The organism is Phyllobacterium sp. RCAM01083, assembly GCF_055685835.1.
On the sequence record NZ_JBVFZN010000005.1, the window covers coordinates 157,558 to 176,702 of the forward strand.

Here is a 19,145-nt window from a genome sequence, read left to right on the forward strand (position 1 = left end):
GATGTGACCGGCCGACAGGTCCGGATCACACTACGGAAATCAGGAGGCCGTTATGGGGTCGCGCAAAAATATCGGATATGTGTCTGCAGTGTCTGTGATTGCAGGATTGCTGAGCCTTGGCGCCAGCACCGCCTTTGCCGGCAATGGCAAGCCGTTGACTGTCGTTGAACTCTTCACCAGTCAGGGCTGCTCGTCCTGCCCGCCTGCCAATGCCAATCTGATCGAGATCAGCAAGCGGCCGGATGTTCTGGCCCTCAGCTTCGGCGTAACCTATTGGGACCGGCTCGGCTGGAAGGATATCTTCGCCGCGCCTGAATATACGGACCGGCAGGTTACCTATGAAACCCCGCTCGGCCGCGACGGGCCATTCACCCCGCAGATGGTCGTCAATGGCCGCGCGGATGTCGTCGGCAACCGTATCGGCGAGATCGACCACCTGATCGCCACGGCGCCAAAGCCCGATCCCTTGTCTGTGACGATCACCGGCAATTCCCTCGCCATCGCTGCAGGGAAGGCACCGGCGAGCGGTGCCGATATCTGGCTGGTGACCTATGATGACAAAACCGTCAACGTTCCCGTCAGCCGTGGCGAAAATACCGGCCACACGCTGCCGCACAAGAACGTGGTCCACAGCCTTTCCAATCTTGGAAGCTGGGACGGCAAGGCGGTCAGCCTCCGCATTTCTCCGGCCAAGCCCGGCCTGCGCACGGCGGTCCTGATCCAGGCGCCGCATGGCGGGCCGATCCTGGCCGCCGCCACCAACTGAATTCCGCGGCTGCGGACAAAGAATTCCTGGCATGAACAGCTGTGAGACACGCAGCGCGATGCCCAGGAAGTGTGGATGACCGCATGGCATCCGAAACTCAACGGCACGCAGATACGTGTCTTATTCAAATCGAGGAGACCACCATGAACATTCTTGCACGCCGCATCGCCCTGTCGGCTTTCGTTCTCGCTTCCGGACTGGCCGGCATCAACAGCGCCCTTGCGGAAGATGCCATGAAGGCAGACCCTATGAAGATGAGCAGCATGAAGGCTGACTGCATGAAAAAGGCCGGCATGGAGAAAGACTCCATGAAGAAGGATGCCATGACCAAGGAATGCGACAAGCAGGCCATGGCCAAAGATGCGATGAAGCCCGATGCCATGAAGAAAGACGCGATGAAGCCGGACGCCATGGCACCGAAAAAGAACTAAAATCCCTCCGGTGCCGTCTCCCTGACGGGACGGCACCGGATCCATTGCCCGACAGCCAAGGATAGCATCATGACGAGCGTAACTGATCATGAAACGGCACGGCCCAGGAAAATCCTGTTCTACCGGCATTCGATTGCCGTGCGGCTGACCCACTGGCTCAATGTCCTGTGCCTCAGCTTCCTCCTGATGAGCGGTTTGCAAATCTTCAATGCCCATCCCGATCTCTATTGGGGACAGTACGGCGCCGATGCCGATCATTCCTTCATCTCGATCGGTGCCGTCAGTGATGGCGACACGATCAAGGGCATCACCCGCGTCGGTTCGATTTCCATCCCGACGACAGGCGTTCTCGGCGCATCGACGGTCGAGGGCGAGCTGACGCCGCGCGCCTTTCCAAGCTGGATCACCATTCCGGGTTATCAGGATCTTGCATCAGGGCGGCGCTGGCATTTCTTTTTTGCCTGGTTCTTTGTCATCAACGGCTTCGTCTACCTGCTGTACGGCCTGATCGCCGGACATTTCCGCAGGGATATCGTGCCGACGAAGGACCAGTTGACGCCGCAGCATCTGGCGCATGAGATTGGCGAACATGCCCGCCTGCGCTTTCCCAAGGGCGAAGAGGCGCGGCGCTACAACAGCCTGCAGAAACTGACCTATATGGCGGTCATTTTCATCCTTCTGCCGCTGATGGTGCTGACCGGCCTCACCATGTCGCCGGGCTTCGATTCCATCTTCCCGTGGCTGCTCGATGTTTTCGGCGGACGCCAGTCGGCGCGCACCATTCACTTCATCACCGCATCGCTGCTCGTCGCCTTCGTCATCGTGCATCTGGTGATGGTGCTGGTATCCGGCGTCTGGAACAATCTGCGCTCGATGATCACCGGCTATTACGGCCTGACGGTCGAGACCGACAAGGAAACAGTGAAATGAAGTTCGAACTCTCACGCCGCCGTTTTCTCATCGGCTCCAGCGTTGCCGCGACCGGGCTTTTGACCGGGTGCGACGCTCTCGTGGAAAATGCCAGCGTCAACAATATCCTGCAGAAGGCCGAAGCCTTGACCATGGGTTCCCAGCGTCTCCTGCAGGCGCACGAACCATTGGCGCGCGAATTCACCGAGGCCGACCTGTCACCCATATTCAAGGCCAACGGCACGCAGATGCCGGACAGCGAAGACTATGCGAGGCTGATGGAGGGCAATTTTGCCGACTGGCGGCTGGTGGTCAACGGCATGGTCCGCACCCCCCTCAGCCTGTCGCTGGCCGATCTGAAGGCGATGCCGTCACGCACGCAGATCACCCGGCATGATTGCGTTGAAGGCTGGAGCGCCATCGGCAAATGGACCGGCGTTCCCCTCGGCCTGGTCCTGCAGAAGGCGGGCCTTGCCCCCGGCGCGCGCTATGCGGTGTTCTATTGTGCCGACGAGTACGAGAAATCACTGGATGGCAGCGGCCAGTATTACGAGAGCGTCGATCTCATCGATGCCTTCCATCCGCAGACCATCCTGTCCTACAGCATGAACGGCAAAGACCTTGAGGTGGCGCACGGCGCGCCCCTGCGGCTGCGGGTTGAACGGCAACTGGGTTACAAGCATGCCAAATATCTCATGCGGATTGAACTGGTCGACAGTTTCAAGGGCCTGTGGGGCGGGAAGGGCGGTTTCTGGGAAGATCGCGGCTATGAATGGTATGCGGGTATCTGAGTGGTTTGACCGAGTTCAGGCAGCGGCGATGACCTCGATTTCGACGAGCCAGGCATCGGACAATGTCTGGGCGGCAATGGTTGTCGTGGGGATCGTGCGGCCACCCAGCGCCGCCACCCGCGCATTCTGGTTGGCTTCGGCAAAGGCGGGATCGCGCAGGTAACTCGTCGTCCTGACGATGTTGTCGACCGTCATCCCGGCGCTCGCAAGGATGGCCCGGATGTTGTTCCAGACAAGATCGAGCTGTTCGGCCAGGGTCGTGCCGGCTACGCCATCCTGGTCGAGGCCCATGGTGCCGCTGATGTAGAGGAAGCGTTCCGGCTGCTGCACTTCCAGTGCATGGAGATAGTCCGGCGTTGCCGGATAAACGCCGTTGCGGGGATTGCGCGGGATCAGTTTCATGATCTCAGTTCCTTTCGTGGCACGTTGCGGGATGTCTTGGGCCGATGAGCTTCGGATTGCCGGTCGCTGTCGCTGGGGATGCGCAGCACTCCGGGAGGCAAGGCGGGTTCTTCGCTCTTCGACGGACCGGGGGAAAACTACCACGGCCGCACCCCTTCGGAAATGGGCTGTTCCATTGAAAGTGCTGACGGGTACCCTCACATCCGTGGTAGAACACAAGGCGGAGAAGACCGGAGGAAAACGCCATGGACATGAACGCCACATCTGCCGATGCCTTGGTGCCGACCCTCCATCGTCTGCGAACCGCGTGGCTGGCGCACCGGCCCGATTACGCCCAGCGCCAGGACGATCTGAAACGCTTGCGCGCGGGGCTGAAGGACCGGCTCGAACCGATGGTCAAGGCGATCAGTGCGGATTTCGGCCATCGCTCACGTCATGAAAGCATGCTGGGCGAAGGCATGACCGTCTTTGGCGAGATCGACCACATGCTCGCGCATCTGAAATCCTGGATGAAGCCGCAGCGCCGTTCGGCCGGCTGGCACATGTGGCCGGCCAGGGCGGAAGTGCGTTATGTGCCGCTTGGGGTTGTGGGTGTCATCGCCCCGTGGAACTATCCGGTCAACCTGGCGCTGACGCCGCTTGCCACCGCCATCGCTGCCGGCAACCATGTTTACCTCAAACCGTCCGAACACACGCCGCGCACCAGCGAGTTCCTGCGGGAACTGCTCGCCGATGTCTTTCCGCCGGACCGCGTTGCCGTGGCGCTGGGCGGCTCCGATGTGGGTGGGGCGTTTGCCGGTCTGCCCTTCGATCACCTGCTGTTCACCGGCTCCACCGCCGTCGGCCGCAAGGTCATGGCATCGGCCGCCCCGAACCTGACGCCCGTCACCCTGGAACTCGGCGGAAAATCACCCGTATTCATTGGCGAGGACGCGCCCTTGGCCAAGGCGGTGACGCGCATTGTCACCGGCAAGCTCTACAATGCCGGCCAGACCTGCATCGCGCCGGACTATGCGCTGGTGCCGCTGGCGCGGCGCGATGAATTTGTCGAGGCCGTGCGGGCGGAGGTCAAGTCCCGCTATGCACAGCTCGATGCCAATCCAGACTACACCCATATCGTCAATGAGGGGCAGTATCGCCGCCTGCGCGGCCTGCTTGACGATGCGCGGGCACGCGGGCTTGACGTGATGACGCTGGTGGAGCCGAAAGATGCGGCACGGGCGGAAACCGAGCGCCTGCTGCCGCCGACGCTGGTGCTCGATCCGGGCGATGACAGCAAGATCATGCAGGAGGAAATCTTCGGGCCGATCCTGCCGGTCAAGACCTATCGCAGCGCCGATGAGGCCATTGGTTATATCAATGGGCATGACCGGCCGCTGGCATTCTACTGTTTCAGCAATGACAAAGCGGAAACGGAAAAAATGCTGGCGAACATTGTGGCCGGCGGCGTCTGCGTGAACGAAACGCTGTTCCACAATGTCTGCAACGATCTGCCGTTCGGCGGCGTCGGGGCCAGCGGCATGGGCCATTATCACGGACGCGAAGGCTTTCTAACCTTCAGCAAGATCATGCCGGTCCTGCATCAGGCCAGGATGCCGCTGACCGACCGGATCAAGCCGCCCTACAGGGGATTGGCAAACATAGTGGTCAGGCTCTTCGCGCGCTGAAATTCACGGGAACGGTCGTGTCGATGACCTTGAGTACCGATGCTGGCTTCAAAGGTTTGCGGCGGTCGCTTCGCTCAGGCGTTTCCTCGGCCCGAAGATCAGGAAGCTGATCACTGCCAGAACCCAGACACCGGCACCGCCATAGAGCATGATCAGGCCAAAACCGTGGATCAGGGCATCATGGACGAGCGTTCCGGCCGGGTCCAGAGCCGTGAGTTCCGGAAAGGTCTGCGGGAGGCTCGCAAAGTTTCCGGCGGCGATTTTTTCCGCCAGCAGGCGCAACCGGGACGGGTCGAACGACCCGGCAAAGACGCTTCTCAGATAAGACAGCGTGCCCTCCAGCAGGATAAAGCCCATCAGCGCGATATTGATGGCGAGCGTGATCAGCCGGGCACTCATGTCGATGCCTGAGGCCATGCCGGCGCGGGTGCTCGATACCGAACCGGTGGTCGTGTTGGTGACGGGCGTATTGGTCAAACCCAGCCCGATGCCCGCCAGCAGGCAGCCGGGCAGCATGGTCAGCCAGCTTGCGTGGTCAACGCTGCTGCCAAAGCGCATCAGCATGAAGCCGAGGCCGATGGTGAACAGCCCAAGCGGAATGACGATGCCGGGCCGGTAGCGCAGCGAAAGGCGCTCCGCCAATGGCGGGGTGACCAAAGTAGGCAGCGTATAGGCCAGCAGCGACAGTCCCGCTGCGACAATATCGTAGCCGAGACCGCTCTGAAAATAGATCGGCAGGTAGATCATCAGCGGCCAGAAGCTGAAATTCATGCCGATGGAGCCGAGGATAGCCCCGGAAAAGTTGCGGATGCGGAAGACGGAAAAGTCGAACATGGGATGGGGGCTGCGGTTTTCCGCGACGATGAAGGCGACGAAGCTCGCCGCCGATGCGCCGATGATGGCCAAAGCGGTGATGCTGGTAAAGCCGAGATCGGGGCCCTGCGTGATGAAATAGGTGAGCCCGAAAACCGCCAGCGACAGGGTGGTGATGCCGAGGACATCCAGTTTTTTCGCTTCGGGATCGCTGGATTCCCCGATGCTGCCGAAGACGAGAATCAATGTGAGGATGGTGAGGGGGACGTGGACCAGGAACACCCATTCCCAGCTGGTCAGCGCAACAATGATGCCGCCGATGATCGGCCCGAAACCAAGGCCGATGCCGAAGACAATTCCCCATACGCCGAAGGCCTTGCTGCGCTCGCGCCCCTCCTGAAACTGATGCGATAGAATGGCAATCTGGCAGATCAGCATCGCGCCGGCGGCAATGCCCTGGAGAAAGCGGCTGACGATCAGAATTGCGGCATCCTGCGCCAGCCCGCACACGAAGGACGTAATGGCAAACAGCACGAGGCTGATGACGAAGATGCGCTTGCGGCCATAGCGGTCAGCCAGGGTGCCGACCGCCATCAGCACGGTGGTGCAGGCAATGGTATAGGCGTTCATGATCCACTGCATGTCCTTCAGGGTGCCATGCAGGACCTTTTCCAGGGTTGGCAGAATCACCGGCACGCTCGAAATTTCGAGGCCGAACATGAGGGACGACAAACATATGGCAGCCAGCGCCACCATATTCTTGCGGGACGAGGAGAGCGACATGGATGGTTCTTTCCAAGGTTGCATCTGACAATGGAACGCACCTTCGCCGGCACGCATGCGGTGTCGGTGAGTTCCGGGCCAAGTCGGGACGAAAAAGCACCGGACCGGCGGAATGACCGGTCCGATGTTCGCCGAAGCGAGTCATGCATCACCTTAGGTCAGTTCGTATCATGACAAAAATGATTTAATTTACTGGAATAAATTAGCAATTGTCATTAATCTGCCGGCATGGATTTCGACCCCACACTGTTACGCGCCTTCGTGGCTGTCAAAGAGGCGGGAAGCTTTACCCGGGCGGCCCGACGGCTGAACCTGACGCAATCTGCCGTCAGCCACCAGATCCGGCGGCTGGAGGAGCAGGTTGGCCGGTCGCTGCTCTACCGCACCACGCGCAGTGTCAGGCTGACGGAAGATGGCGACGATTTCCTGCGCTATGCCTGCCAGATCCTGCATTCGCTCGATGCCTTGACCCGCCGCTTTCAGGCATCGCCGGTGTCCGGCATCGTCCGCTTCGGCGTTCCGGAGAATTTCATCGGGGACCGGCTGCCGACATTGTTGTGCCAGTTTGCCCGCACCAATCCGGAGGTTCAGCTGGACGTGAATGTCAGCATGAGTCTCGATCTTCATGCGATGGTCAGGGCCAGCGAACTCGATCTGGCGGTCGTGCTGACATTGCCGGAGGCGGCCAACGGCAAAGTTCTCAAGCAGACGCAGTTCGTCTGGGTGGCGGCCGAAACGTTCAAAGTGCCGCCGGGCACGTCATTGCCTTTCGCCTTCATCCCGGCTCCATGCCTCAACCGCAAGGTCGGCGTCGAAGCGCTGGACCGGACGTCGATCGATTGGCACGTCGTCTTCACGTCGGCGAGCATGCAGGGCATTCGCGCGGCCGTGCTGTCGGGGCTGGCAATGACCGTGATGACCCGGGATGACCTTGAACCGGGAATGAAGATCCTTGACGGCCAGTATGGCTTGCCGCCGCTGCCGACGGCGGTTTTCAGCCTGATCTGGAGCGAAGAGGGGCAGACGCCCGCCACCCGGGAATTCGGTCAGCTCGTCGTCGACATGCCGGAACAGGCGGCTGCGGCAAAACTGGTCAGGATCGGCTAAGGCCGTACACACCCGCGTTCATTTTGCCGCTATCAGACCGGCGGCAACGATGAGCAGCCCGCCAGCGCTGCCTTCGACGATTCTCCGGCGCCGGTCGCTGAAACCGCCGCGTCCGGCCAATCGCCCGATGACCAGACTGAGAATCACATAGACGATGGCGCACCAGAGGACGAAGACAGCCGACAGGGCAGCTGCCTGCAGCGCAATGCTGCTGCCGGACTGGATGAATTGCGGCAGGATCGCAAAATAGATCATCATACCCTTGGGATTGAGAAAGGCTGTGAGGAAGCCGCGCTGGAGCTGCCGCCTCGCCGGTCCGGCGGCGACGGTCACCCGCCCGGCCCGCAATGCCGACGCGATGAGCTTGCAGGCGAGATACAGGAGATAGGCGATGCCGATCCAGCGCAGCGCTTCAAACAGCAGCGGCGACGCCGCCACGATGGCAGCGAGGCCGAGGGCGACGAGGGTGGAGTGGACGAGGTAGCCAAGGCATACGCCGGCTGTCGCGCGCAGGCCCGCGGCGCGTCCGTCCGCAATCGCCTGCGATGCAACGAACAGCATGTCGGGTCCCGGTGTACAGATCAGCGGCAGTACGGTCGCCGTAAACAGCAATAGCGTGTGTATTTCCATGATTGGAACAGTACTGCACACGGCGCGCAATCGGATTGCAAAGATATCAGGATATGGTGTTTTACTGGCATAATTACTGTATTCTATTGGAAATATTGGCAGGAAATTTCAATGATGCTGGATGAGATCGACAAGCGTATCCTTCGCGCGCTTCAGAAGGACGGGCGCATGCAGAATGTGGAACTTGCCAGGGAGGCCGGCCTGTCGCCGTCGCCCTGCCTGCGCCGCGTGCGCCTGCTGGAGGAGGCCGGTGTCATTGACCGCTATGTCGCCGTGCTCAATCCGGCCAAGGTCAATTTATCGCTTTCGCTGTTCGCGCGGGTGTGGCTGACGGCGCAGGATGCCGAAACGATCGATCATTTCATGGATGCGATGAAGAGGCTGCCCCAGGTGGTGGAATGCTACATCATGCTTGGGGAGAGCGACGCGCTGCTGCGGGTTGTGGTCGCAGATCTCGACGACTACCGGCACTTTCAGGCCTCTCATCTGACGCGGATCAACGGCATCCAGAATGTCAAAACCGATGTGCCGAGCCAGATTGTGAAGCAGACCTATGCTCTGCCGCTCGATTGACCGGTAAAAAGCCGAAAACATGCGGCAAACCGCAATTCGCGCCGCGCCGATCTGAAAACCGCCTTCTTTGGAAAGACAATGGTAGCGAAGGTTCGTGTTGATCACCTCCCCCAATACCTGTTGGGAACACTACTTCTCCGACCCAGAACCCGCACACTGCTGGAATTATTGAGAGCCGATTTTATTAATCTTATCGAACAAGAAGGTGATCGAATAAATGCTTAGGAATACATAGTGGCAAATAAATAGTAAAACCAAGAATGTTGATGTCCTATAAGCGTAAATGTATTGCTCACCGAACAGGTATGAAAATTTTATATTGTATATAAACAGGTATGCAACAATGAAAATTATACCTATTGAGCAAAGATAGCCAAATAGTAGGCTTGCATATTGGCGCAGTGTCAGCGTTTCAAGAAATCTCTGGTTGTCTGTGTTGCTCCATACATAAATCTCAGCATTCGTTCCTTTAAGCGGGTCATCTAAACCCTTTCTTTCAAACGTTGCAAAAGCCGCGAGCGCAGCAAGGTGAAACGGCACTACAAAAACCATGAACTGGAAAAGTAGCTGCGAAAAACTAAAGAGAAAATCCGGCGCAAAAGCTTTTGGCACGAACAAGAATAGAATAAATAACGGCACTGAGACAGCCAATGGCAGGACAATCTCGTAGATACGCTTAGATTTCCAAAAAGAATTATCGCCCCTAATTATCAGAAATCGGAAGCAGGTGAGAAGTTCCTTTATCCACCACATTTCAGTTCCAATGTTTTGCGGTATTAAGCGTCTTCTTGGCGAACTTCATAATTGGTTGATAGAATTCAGCGTAGCACTCAACGACATCGTCTCCCAGATCTGTAATAGCAACTGTCTTGCAGTACCGCATATCCGCTTGGTCAAGTTGATCAATTTCTATCGCTTTGGTGTTGGCAATAGTTTGACCGCCTTCATCCACGAGTTCTAGGTTCAACGCTTCGAAATTAATTATGTCCAGTGTTTGCCGCACGTGGTCTATTAGTTTTTTTACTTTCGAGAAATCCTCGGTTGGAGCAATTCTTGCCGTCAATTGCACATCAAGTCGTTGAATTTTTGGCTCACTCGCTTCTCCCTGAAATTCAGTGCTACCGCGAACTAGCTTGAACCCACCAATGCGTCCCTCCTCCAAATCTTTCTTCAGGCTAGCGTTTTGCTGCGGATTGAACGAAACAGTAGGGCGATATTGAATTGTCTCCGCCTGTTCCTTTGCATTTCTTCGCTTTTTTTCTGCAATGAATTTCTCTGGAAATTCTTCAGCATACCGGGCCATCAGGGCCGTCAGGAAGTCGCGGGCCAAAGCTTTGCTGATGCCCCGCGTTCGCTCCATTGCCATTCGATGGCGACCTTGATCGTTACCTGAAGCAATAAGCTGTTTTGAAATTACAATGTGGGCGGAAGCGCCTGGAACGTCGCCTGGTTCGTCAGAAGTTATGGTTTTCACAGTCCGAGTTTTGGGGTTTACGAAACTCGGCAGGCCCCGTTCGGGATCTCCTCGAACTAGCAAAAGAGAAAATGTTTCGTTGGTGTCGTCCAAATCAGAGATGTAAATGGCGTTCGAACTATCCTGATCACTGGCTGGTTTGCCGGCACTCGTTTTGATGGGGAAAAGAGCGTCATCCTTATCATAGTAGTGTTTGCAGACCTCGATAAGGGTGCTCAACGTTACTTCGACACTAACAGCAGGATACCTGCCCATGCTCAATTTCATGAGATGCAAAAAATGATCTGACACTTGTTCCCCCGAGTAATGCAATACGCCAGACAGAAGACAGTATTTTGTTACAAAAGCGAGACGCAAATGAGGATTTCCTCTGCTTTATTACTTTTATCGTAAAATCTAATCTGCGGAACCTCGCTGCCTTTGGGCAGCTAAGGCTACTAGCGCCAGATTTCGATATCTGAGGATCGCCTTTGGCGATGAGGATGATGGATTTATTTTGAAAGCTTCCAGCTCTTCGATATTACCTGCTTCTATCAATGAAAATACATCTGCGAGCTTCTTTCGAAAACGTGCGTGGGTTGGTGCGCTGAAATCCGGTGGCGGGGGCAAAATGCCCTTTTCGGCAGCAGCAAGGACCGCCGCACGCTGCCCTCCGGCGCGCAGCGCAGCTTTCTCGGGCGCATTGGCGGTCAGTTTCTTTGTTTGCGCTTCCTGCGGTTTCCTGGCCGGTTTACCAACGGATCGAGCATCTGCAATCATTTCTTTGGGGACAAGAACGGTGAAATCCTCCTGCGTGATCGCATAGATCAGCGGGTTTTTGTTGGCGTGTTCCTTGGACAGGCGATCGGCGATCGTGATCGCTTCGGCAAGGGTCGCGGCTGGCTCATTGATTTTGAAGTCCGGGCCGCGACGAAGATGGACGCTAAAACTTTTGGCTGCTTCGGCCTGTGCGCGGGCGGCGATATCGGCGGGATGTGTTTTGGCGATCTTTGTCATGGTCTGTCCTCTCCTATTTGGATGGACAGACCAGTTATAGGCACTTTGAAAGAGTGCAACTCAGCAGATGATTATTTCTTCTCTCAACTTCACAGCATGATCGCGGGCATTTTTCCACAGATGTGAAATAGCGCGATCGCCGAAGTTCACCTCGCGTAGTGCATGCGTGATAGCAGCCTCGTCATTAAGATCAGTTTTTTGATCGGCAAGAATATCTGACATTTGTTGAAGGAGGATTTCCGCGATCTCGGCTCGCTGTTGGTCTGTCGCTTCTAGAATTTTCATTTGGTGCGCTTTCTCATCGGACAGAGCATATGCTCACTCATACCAGCAATGAAGCCGGACGATATTTTAGCCCGGCTTCTACAATTGACGCATTTGTTGCTCAACGTTGCCGGAGCAATCACCGTGGAGCAACCAGAAACTCGAAAATTTTAAGAAAATTTTGCCGGACAATTTTTCGGCTATCCGGACATCTGCCGGACAAAAATGCCGGGCGACAACGCACCGACATTTTTCCTTCAAGACAGGAGATCGTCTTAGCATGAAGATTTCACAACGAGCAGCGATCACAAGAAGTTCGCTCGCGGGATTGCTATTTTGATCAGTTGTGTGACTTGGCCGGGCATAGGACATAGGGCTGGCTGTCAAGCATCGCGACGGTGAACGGTTCGGACGAGGAATAGCTGCCGAAGTCGATTTAACGAAGTGCAGCGAGCCGATCAAGCGCCAGACGGATCGTTGGCCTCGAAATCGCGCAGCGAGCGGCAATCTGATCAACATGAAGGCTCACGACCCCGCCACGGTTTGCAGTTGCAGCGATGCCATGAGCGAGCCGGAACGCTGATGGCGGCATGCGATGATCGCGCCGTGCGCGCTCAAGCCAACGGTTCTTCCAATTCATGCTCGTAGCCAATTCGAAGCCTCGTATCCTGGTTGTCGGTGCAAGTCGGCCCAATAGCGCTTCACAGCCGTTGATGGCCATCAAAGCAATTGATTTCCTTTGATAAAACAATTTCTGAAACACAACCCAACTGCGATTTTGAAAGATTGAAATACATTCAAAGATCGGGGGGCGGCGGCTCCGCGCCTTGGAGGGCGTTGGAAAGGTACCTAAAATGTAAGCGCATCGGTGAGTAACCCGGTGTCGCCAATCTCTATCAAATCGGTTTCGCGCCGAGTATGACTTTTGAAGTGATGGGATTGTTATTTCTCAATGTACAATCTTGAGGTAGATCTTGAAAAGAAGGGGAGACTAAGTTGAAGTGCTTTGTAACAATCGTCGATAGTAATCGCGCGCAAAAGACCCCTTCAGGCGATATGTGCACCAGCAGCAATGGCAACACAATTCATGATGCAGACGGCAAGCCGGTAAAGTAAGCCGAATGGCGGAAAGTTTATCAGGACAAGCCAGTCAGTATATCGGACATTCTGAAAGCCTTTGAATGAAACCTAGACGTTTACTCCTGTATGCGATGGCCGGTATTTTGGCGGCACTAGCTCTTTGGCATTTCACTTGGATAAAGCCCGATCAAGTTTCGTGGCCTCGATGGATCGAACACGCACTTAACCGGTATCAAACGCTGGTTGCAGGTGGCGGCGCGATTGCAGTGGCTTGGCTTAGCGTGCGGAAGATCAGTGAGCAGATCACCTTGCAACGCGATCAGGCGATTTCGGACAAGCGATTTGCAGTACGACATGAACTAGCTGCACTTGCAGAGTGCCACATGGTCTTCGACCAGTTGGCAAGTATGGCCGATGAAGGTCCACATGCAAAACCGGGGCTTCCTGACCTTCCGCGTTCCGGCGACTATCTCGAATACTGCATTACGGAACTGCTGACACACCACAAGCAATTTCTTCCTACCACCGTCACGCACTGTATTGATGAGGCTCGATCTTATCTAAAGCGCTACAACAACTATAACGCAATGAATGCCGAGCAACAGGACCACAATGGGCCGCGCGAGATGCTCCATAACCGTATCGATTATTTAGTAGGCGAGTTTCATACGGCGGTGCTTGATGCAGAACGAGAACTGAATTCCTATCTCAAGTAACCAAAACATCGCGCAATACTCCGCATCTAGGCGGCAAATTTCCCGATGCGCAGGCAATGTGCAACCGCGAGGTCCGAATTTGCGCTAATGGGGATCGATCAGCCTGCTTGTCCAAAATTACGAACTTCTTCTGACACATTTTATGAAGCGACGCTGTAGGGAGGTATTGCGTTCTCGGTTGTTGGTGCGCTTACGCCCTGCGGCCTGTTTTTTCAGATCTGACGCCGTATGCCCCATTGCCCCGATCATTCGGATGCCGAGATGTAGTCGAGTATCTACATCCAATTCGGCCATATCAGCAGCCCGCTCATTCGTGAAGAAGCAAAGAGAGTGGCCGCAGCCGATCGCCAACTGCTCGAGTAGCGACACATCGATGGTCGGGAAGAACTTTGTCCCCCATGCGATCATCCTGCCAACCCGATCGGCTCTCTGCGACAATGGATCGTGCACGATCGCATTGAACGCCAGTGTCAGCATCTCATACTCATCAGCTTCCGGAAGGTCGTGCTCGCGGCGATATAAGAGCAACGTCTCGATGTTTGCGAGACGGTGGGTAAGTCGCGATTGACGTGGCTTTTGCTCATCACTTTCTTTTGCGCGCGTACTAGCCGTCATGCGCGCCTCCCAGTCGGTTGGGTGTGAATTGAAGCGAAGGGATCAGCCTCCAGTAGAGCGTTAAGCTGATGGATACGGGCGTCAAGAACGCTAAGAACTCTGGCTGTCTCCTTGTCAACCACTTCAGGCGGAACGCCGCGTACGGAATAAAAAGTAGCGATTGCCCGTGCAGTATTGACGCGGGATGCAGTGTGCGTTCCGGCGACAATCCGCATCGCTTCGCGGTCCAGCCAGGCCGCACGCTCGCGAAGTAGCAACGGGAGGCCAAATGATCCGGCGATAACGTTATTCACTGTCGTTGGCGTCATATTCGCCTCCCGCAATTCGAGAATTTGAACTTTTTCCTGCCAGCAGAGATGCTAGAAGCTCGACTTCTCCTCGATGGGCGCACAGGTATTTCAGATTTCGTGTAACCATTTCGGCGTCTGCTGCCTGTTGCCGGGCCACAACGCCACTGTTGCGCCCGGCTGGTGTCTCGGTCCGCTGCCGCCTCGGCCATGACCGGGCAGCGGCGTGAGCCCAGTTGAGAGTTTTCGTCATGAGCGCCCTCCCGAAACAAGTTCGTTGTAAATTCTCTCTGCGAACGAGCGAGGGATGAGCCGCCGCCGACCAATCGAAACCGAAGGAACGTCGCCGCTCTTAATGGCATTGTAAATTAGATCATGGCTGACGCCGAGTTTCTGCGAGAATTCCTCGACAGAGATGCTCAGCGTTTGCACCGGGTCATGGGACAAAATTCTACTCCCCTGATTGGGATTGCGGGACAGATTTTGAATTTGCTGAATTTGTACTGAGCGCTAATCTTGCTAGAATTTACACCAAGGGAGGTAGGCATTCAAGCGCCTAAATAGTTGATATAAAACGATAAAATGTTGGAAATAATATCATTTCTAGATGGATTTGCGCTTATATTTCTTTGGAAATAGGTCTAGGGTTTTTGGCTGAAAAGGTGGCGCTGCGAAGTCTGCGGCCTTAACGTGATCCAGAAATCGATAGTGGATGAATTCAATGCCTAAACGCAAAGCTGCGATCTATGCCCGATATTCGACGGACCTTCAAAAGGATCGATCAATCGACGATCAAGTAGCGCTATGTCGATCATTCGCAACAAAAAACGACGTAACAATCTCCAAGGTCTACGCCGATCGAGCGCAGACGAGCGCCTCTATCATCGGACGCGACGGCATCATGCAGCTGATGGACGATGCCAAAGCGGGGCTTTTCGACATGGTGATTGTTGAAGCCCTGGATCGCATTTCCCGCGATCAGGAGGATTTGGCGGGAATATACAAACGGCTAAGCTTTGCCAATGTGGAGATCGTTGCTGTTCACGATGGTGTCGCCGACGCGGTTCAAATTGGTATCCGGGGGCTTGTTGGCTCCCTTTTCATGGCCGATCTTAAGCATAAGGTCCGGCGCGGCTTGGCAGGCGTCATTTCGGATGGTCGCAGCGCGGGTGGCCGGGCTTACGGATATCGGCCCATTTTAGGCAGGCCGGGCGAGCTTGAAATCATCGAACATGAAGCCGATGCGGTTCGCCGAATTTTCCAGCTTTATGTCGATGGCGACACGCCGCGAGATATCGCCAAAACGCTTAATGAAGAAAAAGTTCCCCCGCCTCGCGGTGGTAGCTGGAATGCTTCAACGATCAATGGGAGCAGGGATCGAGGCAATGGTATCCTTTTGAACCCATTATATCACGGAAAGATCGTCTGGAACCGCGTCCGTATGGTCCGCGACCCTGATACCGGCAGGCGGGTCAGCCGCATTAATCCCGAAAGCGAGTGGAAAACAGCGGACGCTCCACATCTAGCCATAATTGACCCCGCGATTGCTGACGCGGCGGCAAAGCGCCGCGAACAGCGTTCGTTTGCTCAGGCCAATGGTCGAAACACTCAACGACCTAAAAGGCTTCTGTCGGGGCTGATGAAGTGCGGTGTCTGCGGTGGTGGGATGTCCATGCATGACAAGCATGCCAGCGGCGCGATTAGGATTAGATGCTCAACAAACCGGGAAAGCGGTTCATGCACTAACATTGAAAAATATCGCCTAGATCTGATTGAACGGGCTGTCGTCGATCGCCTGCGCGATGCATTTTCCAACCCTGCGTATTTGGAAGCTTATATTCAGGCGTATGTTGATGAGCGCCAAAAAGCGCTTAAAGTTGCAAGTAGGAACAAAAATGAAATCGAACGCCAGCTAGCAGATGCAACAGGGCAGTTGTCACGGCTGCTCGATTTATTTGCCCGTGGCATAGTGGGCAGTGAGGGCATCGAGGATAAGATCATTCCGCTTCAAGAACGAATAGGAGAGCTGAAAGAGCGATTGAAAGCTGCTGATGCAGAAATACCAAAAATTGATCTGCATCCGCAGGCTGTGAAGCGATACCAGTCGTCTATAGCGAACCTTCATCTTCTGCTCGGCGATCCTGAGCCCCGCCAGCATATGGATTTACTCGCCGCAGTTCGGCAAATTATTTCGCATGTAGTCGTTCATCCAAAAACGAAAGAAGGCGCAACAGTGGAGATCTTTGGCCTGTTATCTGCCCTGATCGGAAAGGATATCCCGGAATTGGGGGAGGTAATGGTAGCGAAGGAGGGATTCGAACCCCCGACACAAGGATTATGATTCCTCTGCTCTAACCTACTGAGCTACTTCGCCCCATATGTCATGCGACCCGTGAACGGCTAGCCTGCAAGTGAGGACCGGGGGACGCGCTGTCAATTGACAGGGACGGGGCGGATATATGTGGGGAGCAACGGCCTGTCAAGCAATCTTCTCCGTATCGAAGACTTGTGTTCGTTTCTTCCTGCGGATAATGGATGCCGATATGAAAAAGGCTGAAAAGATGGCTCCACGGATTGCAGTGCTGGGTTGCGGCTATTGGGGCAGCAATCATATCCGGACATTGAAGAGTCTCGGGGCGCTGTTTGCAGTCTCCGACCAGAACACCGATCGCGCCGCCGGCTTCGCCGCGGAGCAGAATGTTCTGCACATTGAAGTCGACGATCTTTTCACCCATCCGGAGGTCGATGCCATCGTCATGGCCCTGCCGCCGCAATTTCATGCGGCTGCGGCGATTCGCGCCGTCACCAATGGCAAGGATGTCCTCGTCGAAAAGCCGATTGCCCTGACCGTTCCCGATGCGGAAGCCGCCGTGAAGGCTGCGCGCGACAACGGGCGCATCTTCATGGTTGGACATGTCCTGCGTTTTCATCCGGCATTCGAACGGCTTCTGGAGCTGATCAAGGCAGGCGATCTCGGCGATGTGCGCTATATCCATTCCCATCGGCTCGGTCTTGGAAAATTCCACACGGAAAACGATGCCCTCTGGGATCTGGCACCGCATGACCTGTCGATGATCCTTGCCATCACCGGCACCGAACCTTTGGAAGTGCGCGGCGAGGGTGCGGCGGTGCTCGATCACCTCAGCGATTTCGCCCACCTGCACATGCGCTTTCCCAACAATATTCGCGGGCACCTTTTTGCCTCGCGTCTTAATCCCTATCGCGAGCGCCGGCTTACGGTCGTTGGCACCAAGGCCATGGCCGTCTTCGACGACATGGAGCAGTGGGACAAGAAGCTTGCTGTCTACAAGCATTCGATCTGGCAGGATAACGGCCAGTGGGCGTCGACGACGGAAGAGCCGACCTATGTCAAGATTGCGCAGGGCATGCCGCTGACCCGGGAATGCCAGAATTTCATCGACAGCATCAACACGCGCAGCGAGCCGGTCACCGACGGCGAGGAAGCGATTCGTGTCCTGCGGATTCTGACCGCCGGCACGGTTGCGCACGACAAGGCGAGCTGATCCGTCCGGCGGCCTCAAAAGTGCTGCAAGATTGCGCTCGGTGTAAAGCGTTGTTACAAGACCGGACAAACTTTGAACGACAACGTCTGGCAGACCTCCCACGGCCCTTCTAAAGAGTTGTCTTGACCGTTTTCCGCGACGGATTCGCGGAACAATTGATATTGGAGCAATGATGCAGTTCATCGATCTCGGCGCACAGCGTGAACGGATTAGCAGCAAGCTTGATGCGGCAATCGCCAAAGTGGTGCGTGAAGGCAAATATATTCTCGGACCGGAAGTTGCCGAGTTCGAAAAGCGTCTTGGCGCATATCTCGGTGTCGAGCATGTGGTTGCCTGTGCCAACGGCACGGATGCCCTGCAGATTCCGCTGATGGCACGCGGCATCGGCCCGGGCGATGCGGTGTTCTGCCCGAGCTTTACCTTCGCCGCCACCGCTGAAGTTGTGGCGCTTGTCGGAGCGGAGCCGGTTTTCATCGATGTCGACGCCGATACCTACAACATCAATGTCGAGCAGCTGGAAGCGGCGATCAAGGCCGTCCTGGCGGAGGGCCGGTTGCAGCCAAAAGCCATCATCCCAGTCGATCTGTTCGGCCTCGCCGCCAATTACACCTCGGTATCGGCAATTGCCGACAAGTACGGCCTGTTCGTCATCGAAGATGCGGCGCAGTCGATCGGCGGCAAGCGCGACAATGCGATGTGCGGTGCGTTCGGCCATGTCGGCGCGACCAGTTTCTACCCGGCAAAACCTCTGGGCTGCTATGGCGACGGCGGTGCCATGTTCACCAATGACGCGGCGCTCGCCGACCTGTTGCGCTCCATCCTGTTCCACGGCAAGGGCGAGACGCAGTATGACAATGTGCGCGTCGGCATGAATTCGCGCCTCGATACGATCCAGGCGGCGGTCCTCATTGAGAAGCTCGCCATTCTCGAAGACGAGATGGAAGCGCGGCAGATCGTGGCCAAGCGCTATGCCAACGGCCTCAAGGACGTGGTCAAGGTCGCCCTTATGCCGGAAGGCTCACGCTCGGCCTGGGCGCAATATGCCATCGAGACCGAGAACCGCGACGCACTCAAGGCGCATCTGCAGGCCAACGGCATTCCTTCGGTGATCTATTATGTCAAGCCGCTGCATCTGCAGGAAGCCTATGCGCACTATATGCGCGCGCCGGGCGGCCTTGCCGTGTCGGAAACGCTGCCGAAGAACATCCTGTGTCTGCCGATGCATGCCTATTTGAGTGAGGCTGATCAGGACCGCATCATCGGAACCATTCGCGAGTTCAAGACCAAAAGCGCTGCCTAAGCGCTTTTGGGGCCACA

20 protein-coding genes and 1 tRNA gene are annotated in these 19,145 nt (G+C 56.1%); 11 read left to right on the forward strand and 10 right to left on the reverse strand.

Annotated elements, in window-relative coordinates; genetic code table 11:
- Positions 1–52 precede the first annotated feature (52 nt).
- The 4 genes from ACZ25R_RS07475 to ACZ25R_RS07490 all read left to right on the forward strand — a co-directional run bounded on the left by ACZ25R_RS07475 (position 53) and on the right by ACZ25R_RS07490 (position 2,897).
- On the forward strand, positions 53–766 hold the full coding sequence (locus ACZ25R_RS07475; RefSeq protein ID WP_288192640.1) for a DUF1223 domain-containing protein: 714 nt from the start codon (positions 53–55) through the stop codon (positions 764–766).
- Between the two features lie 143 nt (positions 767–909).
- Positions 910–1,197: a pentapeptide MXKDX repeat protein gene (locus ACZ25R_RS07480; RefSeq protein WP_472460608.1), complete on the forward strand. Its 288-nt coding sequence runs from the start codon at positions 910–912 to the stop codon at positions 1,195–1,197.
- Between the two features lie 69 nt (positions 1,198–1,266).
- Positions 1,267–2,127 (forward strand): cytochrome b/b6 domain-containing protein, encoded by an 861-nt coding sequence (locus ACZ25R_RS07485; RefSeq protein ID WP_346307678.1) that lies wholly within the window; start codon positions 1,267–1,269, stop codon positions 2,125–2,127.
- Positions 2,124–2,897, forward strand: coding sequence for a molybdopterin-binding protein (locus ACZ25R_RS07490; protein WP_472460609.1), 774 nt, complete (start codon positions 2,124–2,126; stop codon positions 2,895–2,897). Before ACZ25R_RS07485 ends, ACZ25R_RS07490 begins: the two co-directional genes overlap by 4 nt.
- A 15-nt stretch (positions 2,898–2,912) precedes the next feature.
- On the opposite strand, the gene ACZ25R_RS07495 is transcribed toward ACZ25R_RS07490, so the two are convergent.
- A complete protein-coding gene (locus tag ACZ25R_RS07495; protein WP_472460610.1) occupies positions 2,913–3,299 on the reverse strand; it encodes a RidA family protein in 387 nt (128 codons plus the stop codon).
- A 245-nt stretch (positions 3,300–3,544) separates the two neighbouring features.
- On the opposite strand from ACZ25R_RS07495, the gene ACZ25R_RS07500 reads away from it, so the two are divergent.
- Positions 3,545–4,966 (forward strand): coniferyl aldehyde dehydrogenase, encoded by a 1,422-nt coding sequence (locus ACZ25R_RS07500; protein WP_472460611.1) that lies wholly within the window; start codon positions 3,545–3,547, stop codon positions 4,964–4,966.
- A 48-nt stretch (positions 4,967–5,014) separates the two neighbouring features.
- On the opposite strand, the gene ACZ25R_RS07505 is transcribed toward ACZ25R_RS07500, so the two are convergent.
- The gene (locus ACZ25R_RS07505; RefSeq protein ID WP_472460612.1) at positions 5,015–6,562 is read right to left on the reverse strand and encodes an MFS transporter; all 1,548 of its coding nucleotides are present in this window, start codon (positions 6,560–6,562) and stop codon (positions 5,015–5,017) included.
- Between the two features lie 228 nt (positions 6,563–6,790).
- Here ACZ25R_RS07505 and ACZ25R_RS07510 point away from each other — a divergent pair, with 228 nt between their 5' ends.
- Positions 6,791–7,669, forward strand: a complete 879-nt coding sequence (locus ACZ25R_RS07510; RefSeq protein WP_472460613.1) for a LysR family transcriptional regulator — start codon at positions 6,791–6,793, stop codon at positions 7,667–7,669.
- 18 nt (positions 7,670–7,687) lie between these two features.
- On the opposite strand, the gene ACZ25R_RS07515 is transcribed toward ACZ25R_RS07510, so the two are convergent.
- Positions 7,688–8,299: a LysE family translocator gene (locus ACZ25R_RS07515; protein ID WP_472460614.1), complete on the reverse strand. Its 612-nt coding sequence runs from the start codon at positions 8,297–8,299 to the stop codon at positions 7,688–7,690.
- Between the two features lie 111 nt (positions 8,300–8,410).
- On the opposite strand from ACZ25R_RS07515, the gene ACZ25R_RS07520 reads away from it, so the two are divergent.
- Complete coding sequence (locus ACZ25R_RS07520; RefSeq protein ID WP_223612513.1) at positions 8,411–8,872, forward strand: Lrp/AsnC family transcriptional regulator; 462 nt, start codon at positions 8,411–8,413, stop codon at positions 8,870–8,872.
- Between the two features lie 754 nt (positions 8,873–9,626).
- Here ACZ25R_RS07520 and ACZ25R_RS07525 read toward each other — a convergent pair.
- The 3 genes from ACZ25R_RS07525 to ACZ25R_RS07535 all read right to left on the reverse strand — a co-directional run bounded on the left by ACZ25R_RS07525 (position 9,627) and on the right by ACZ25R_RS07535 (position 11,627).
- Positions 9,627–10,637 (reverse strand): hypothetical protein, encoded by a 1,011-nt coding sequence (locus tag ACZ25R_RS07525; RefSeq protein WP_472460615.1) that lies wholly within the window; start codon positions 10,635–10,637, stop codon positions 9,627–9,629.
- Between the two features lie 105 nt (positions 10,638–10,742).
- On the reverse strand, positions 10,743–11,342 hold the full coding sequence (locus tag ACZ25R_RS07530; protein ID WP_472460616.1) for a hypothetical protein: 600 nt from the start codon (positions 11,340–11,342) through the stop codon (positions 10,743–10,745).
- A 60-nt stretch (positions 11,343–11,402) separates the two neighbouring features.
- Positions 11,403–11,627 (reverse strand): hypothetical protein, encoded by a 225-nt coding sequence (locus ACZ25R_RS07535; protein WP_472460617.1) that lies wholly within the window; start codon positions 11,625–11,627, stop codon positions 11,403–11,405.
- 1,160 nt (positions 11,628–12,787) lie between these two features.
- Between ACZ25R_RS07535 and ACZ25R_RS07540 the strand changes: the two genes are divergently transcribed.
- Positions 12,788–13,402 carry a hypothetical protein gene (locus ACZ25R_RS07540; RefSeq protein ID WP_472460618.1) on the forward strand — a complete coding sequence of 205 codons (615 nt, stop codon included), beginning with the start codon at positions 12,788–12,790 and terminating at the stop codon, positions 13,400–13,402.
- 117 nt (positions 13,403–13,519) lie between these two features.
- On the opposite strand, the gene ACZ25R_RS07545 is transcribed toward ACZ25R_RS07540, so the two are convergent.
- The 3 genes from ACZ25R_RS07545 to ACZ25R_RS07555 form a co-directional block, all read right to left on the reverse strand.
- Positions 13,520–14,017 (reverse strand): hypothetical protein, encoded by a 498-nt coding sequence (locus tag ACZ25R_RS07545; protein WP_472460619.1) that lies wholly within the window; start codon positions 14,015–14,017, stop codon positions 13,520–13,522.
- A 285-nt stretch (positions 14,018–14,302) separates the two neighbouring features.
- A complete protein-coding gene (locus ACZ25R_RS07550; protein ID WP_472460620.1) occupies positions 14,303–14,557 on the reverse strand; it encodes a hypothetical protein in 255 nt (84 codons plus the stop codon).
- On the reverse strand, positions 14,554–14,736 hold the full coding sequence (locus ACZ25R_RS07555) for a helix-turn-helix domain-containing protein (RefSeq protein WP_472462454.1): 183 nt from the start codon (positions 14,734–14,736) through the stop codon (positions 14,554–14,556). Before ACZ25R_RS07555 ends, ACZ25R_RS07550 begins: the two co-directional genes overlap by 4 nt.
- 289 nt (positions 14,737–15,025) lie before the next feature.
- Between ACZ25R_RS07555 and ACZ25R_RS07560 the strand changes: the two genes are divergently transcribed.
- The gene (locus tag ACZ25R_RS07560) at positions 15,026–16,645 is read left to right on the forward strand and encodes a recombinase family protein (RefSeq protein ID WP_472462455.1); all 1,620 of its coding nucleotides are present in this window, start codon (positions 15,026–15,028) and stop codon (positions 16,643–16,645) included.
- On the opposite strand, the gene ACZ25R_RS07565 is transcribed toward ACZ25R_RS07560, so the two are convergent.
- Positions 16,602–16,678 (reverse strand) — tRNA-Met (locus ACZ25R_RS07565). The two genes, ACZ25R_RS07560 and ACZ25R_RS07565, sit on opposite strands and share 44 nt — an antisense overlap.
- A gap of 187 nt (positions 16,679–16,865) precedes the next feature.
- On the opposite strand from ACZ25R_RS07565, the gene ACZ25R_RS07570 reads away from it, so the two are divergent.
- Both ACZ25R_RS07570 and ACZ25R_RS07575 read left to right on the forward strand, forming a co-directional pair.
- Positions 16,866–17,828 carry a Gfo/Idh/MocA family protein gene (locus ACZ25R_RS07570; protein WP_223613445.1) on the forward strand — a complete coding sequence of 321 codons (963 nt, stop codon included), beginning with the start codon at positions 16,866–16,868 and terminating at the stop codon, positions 17,826–17,828.
- A 172-nt stretch (positions 17,829–18,000) separates the two neighbouring features.
- Complete coding sequence (locus tag ACZ25R_RS07575) at positions 18,001–19,128, forward strand: DegT/DnrJ/EryC1/StrS family aminotransferase (RefSeq protein WP_403183988.1); 1,128 nt, start codon at positions 18,001–18,003, stop codon at positions 19,126–19,128.
- Positions 19,129–19,145: the final 17 nt, after the last annotated feature.

Coding starts and splice junctions, on each gene's coding strand:
- ACZ25R_RS07475 (WP_288192640.1), top strand. CDS start 53: ATGGGGTCGCGCAAAAATATCGGATATGTGTCTGCAGTGTCTGTGATT.
- ACZ25R_RS07480 (WP_472460608.1), top strand. CDS start 910: ATGAACATTCTTGCACGCCGCATCGCCCTGTCGGCTTTCGTTCTCGCT.
- ACZ25R_RS07485 (WP_346307678.1), top strand. CDS start 1,267: ATGACGAGCGTAACTGATCATGAAACGGCACGGCCCAGGAAAATCCTG.
- ACZ25R_RS07490 (WP_472460609.1), top strand. CDS start 2,124: ATGAAGTTCGAACTCTCACGCCGCCGTTTTCTCATCGGCTCCAGCGTT.
- ACZ25R_RS07495 (WP_472460610.1), bottom strand. CDS start 3,299: ATGAAACTGATCCCGCGCAATCCCCGCAACGGCGTTTATCCGGCAACG.
- ACZ25R_RS07500 (WP_472460611.1), top strand. CDS start 3,545: ATGGACATGAACGCCACATCTGCCGATGCCTTGGTGCCGACCCTCCAT.
- ACZ25R_RS07505 (WP_472460612.1), bottom strand. CDS start 6,562: ATGTCGCTCTCCTCGTCCCGCAAGAATATGGTGGCGCTGGCTGCCATA.
- ACZ25R_RS07510 (WP_472460613.1), top strand. CDS start 6,791: ATGGATTTCGACCCCACACTGTTACGCGCCTTCGTGGCTGTCAAAGAG.
- ACZ25R_RS07515 (WP_472460614.1), bottom strand. CDS start 8,299: ATGGAAATACACACGCTATTGCTGTTTACGGCGACCGTACTGCCGCTG.
- ACZ25R_RS07520 (WP_223612513.1), top strand. CDS start 8,411: ATGATGCTGGATGAGATCGACAAGCGTATCCTTCGCGCGCTTCAGAAG.
- ACZ25R_RS07530 (WP_472460616.1), bottom strand. CDS start 11,342: ATGACAAAGATCGCCAAAACACATCCCGCCGATATCGCCGCCCGCGCA.
- ACZ25R_RS07535 (WP_472460617.1), bottom strand. CDS start 11,627: ATGAAAATTCTAGAAGCGACAGACCAACAGCGAGCCGAGATCGCGGAA.
- ACZ25R_RS07540 (WP_472460618.1), top strand. CDS start 12,788: ATGAAACCTAGACGTTTACTCCTGTATGCGATGGCCGGTATTTTGGCG.
- ACZ25R_RS07545 (WP_472460619.1), bottom strand. CDS start 14,017: ATGACGGCTAGTACGCGCGCAAAAGAAAGTGATGAGCAAAAGCCACGT.
- ACZ25R_RS07550 (WP_472460620.1), bottom strand. CDS start 14,557: ATGACGAAAACTCTCAACTGGGCTCACGCCGCTGCCCGGTCATGGCCG.
- ACZ25R_RS07560 (WP_472462455.1), top strand. CDS start 15,026: ATGCCTAAACGCAAAGCTGCGATCTATGCCCGATATTCGACGGACCTT.
- ACZ25R_RS07570 (WP_223613445.1), top strand. CDS start 16,866: ATGGCTCCACGGATTGCAGTGCTGGGTTGCGGCTATTGGGGCAGCAAT.
- ACZ25R_RS07575 (WP_403183988.1), top strand. CDS start 18,001: ATGCAGTTCATCGATCTCGGCGCACAGCGTGAACGGATTAGCAGCAAG.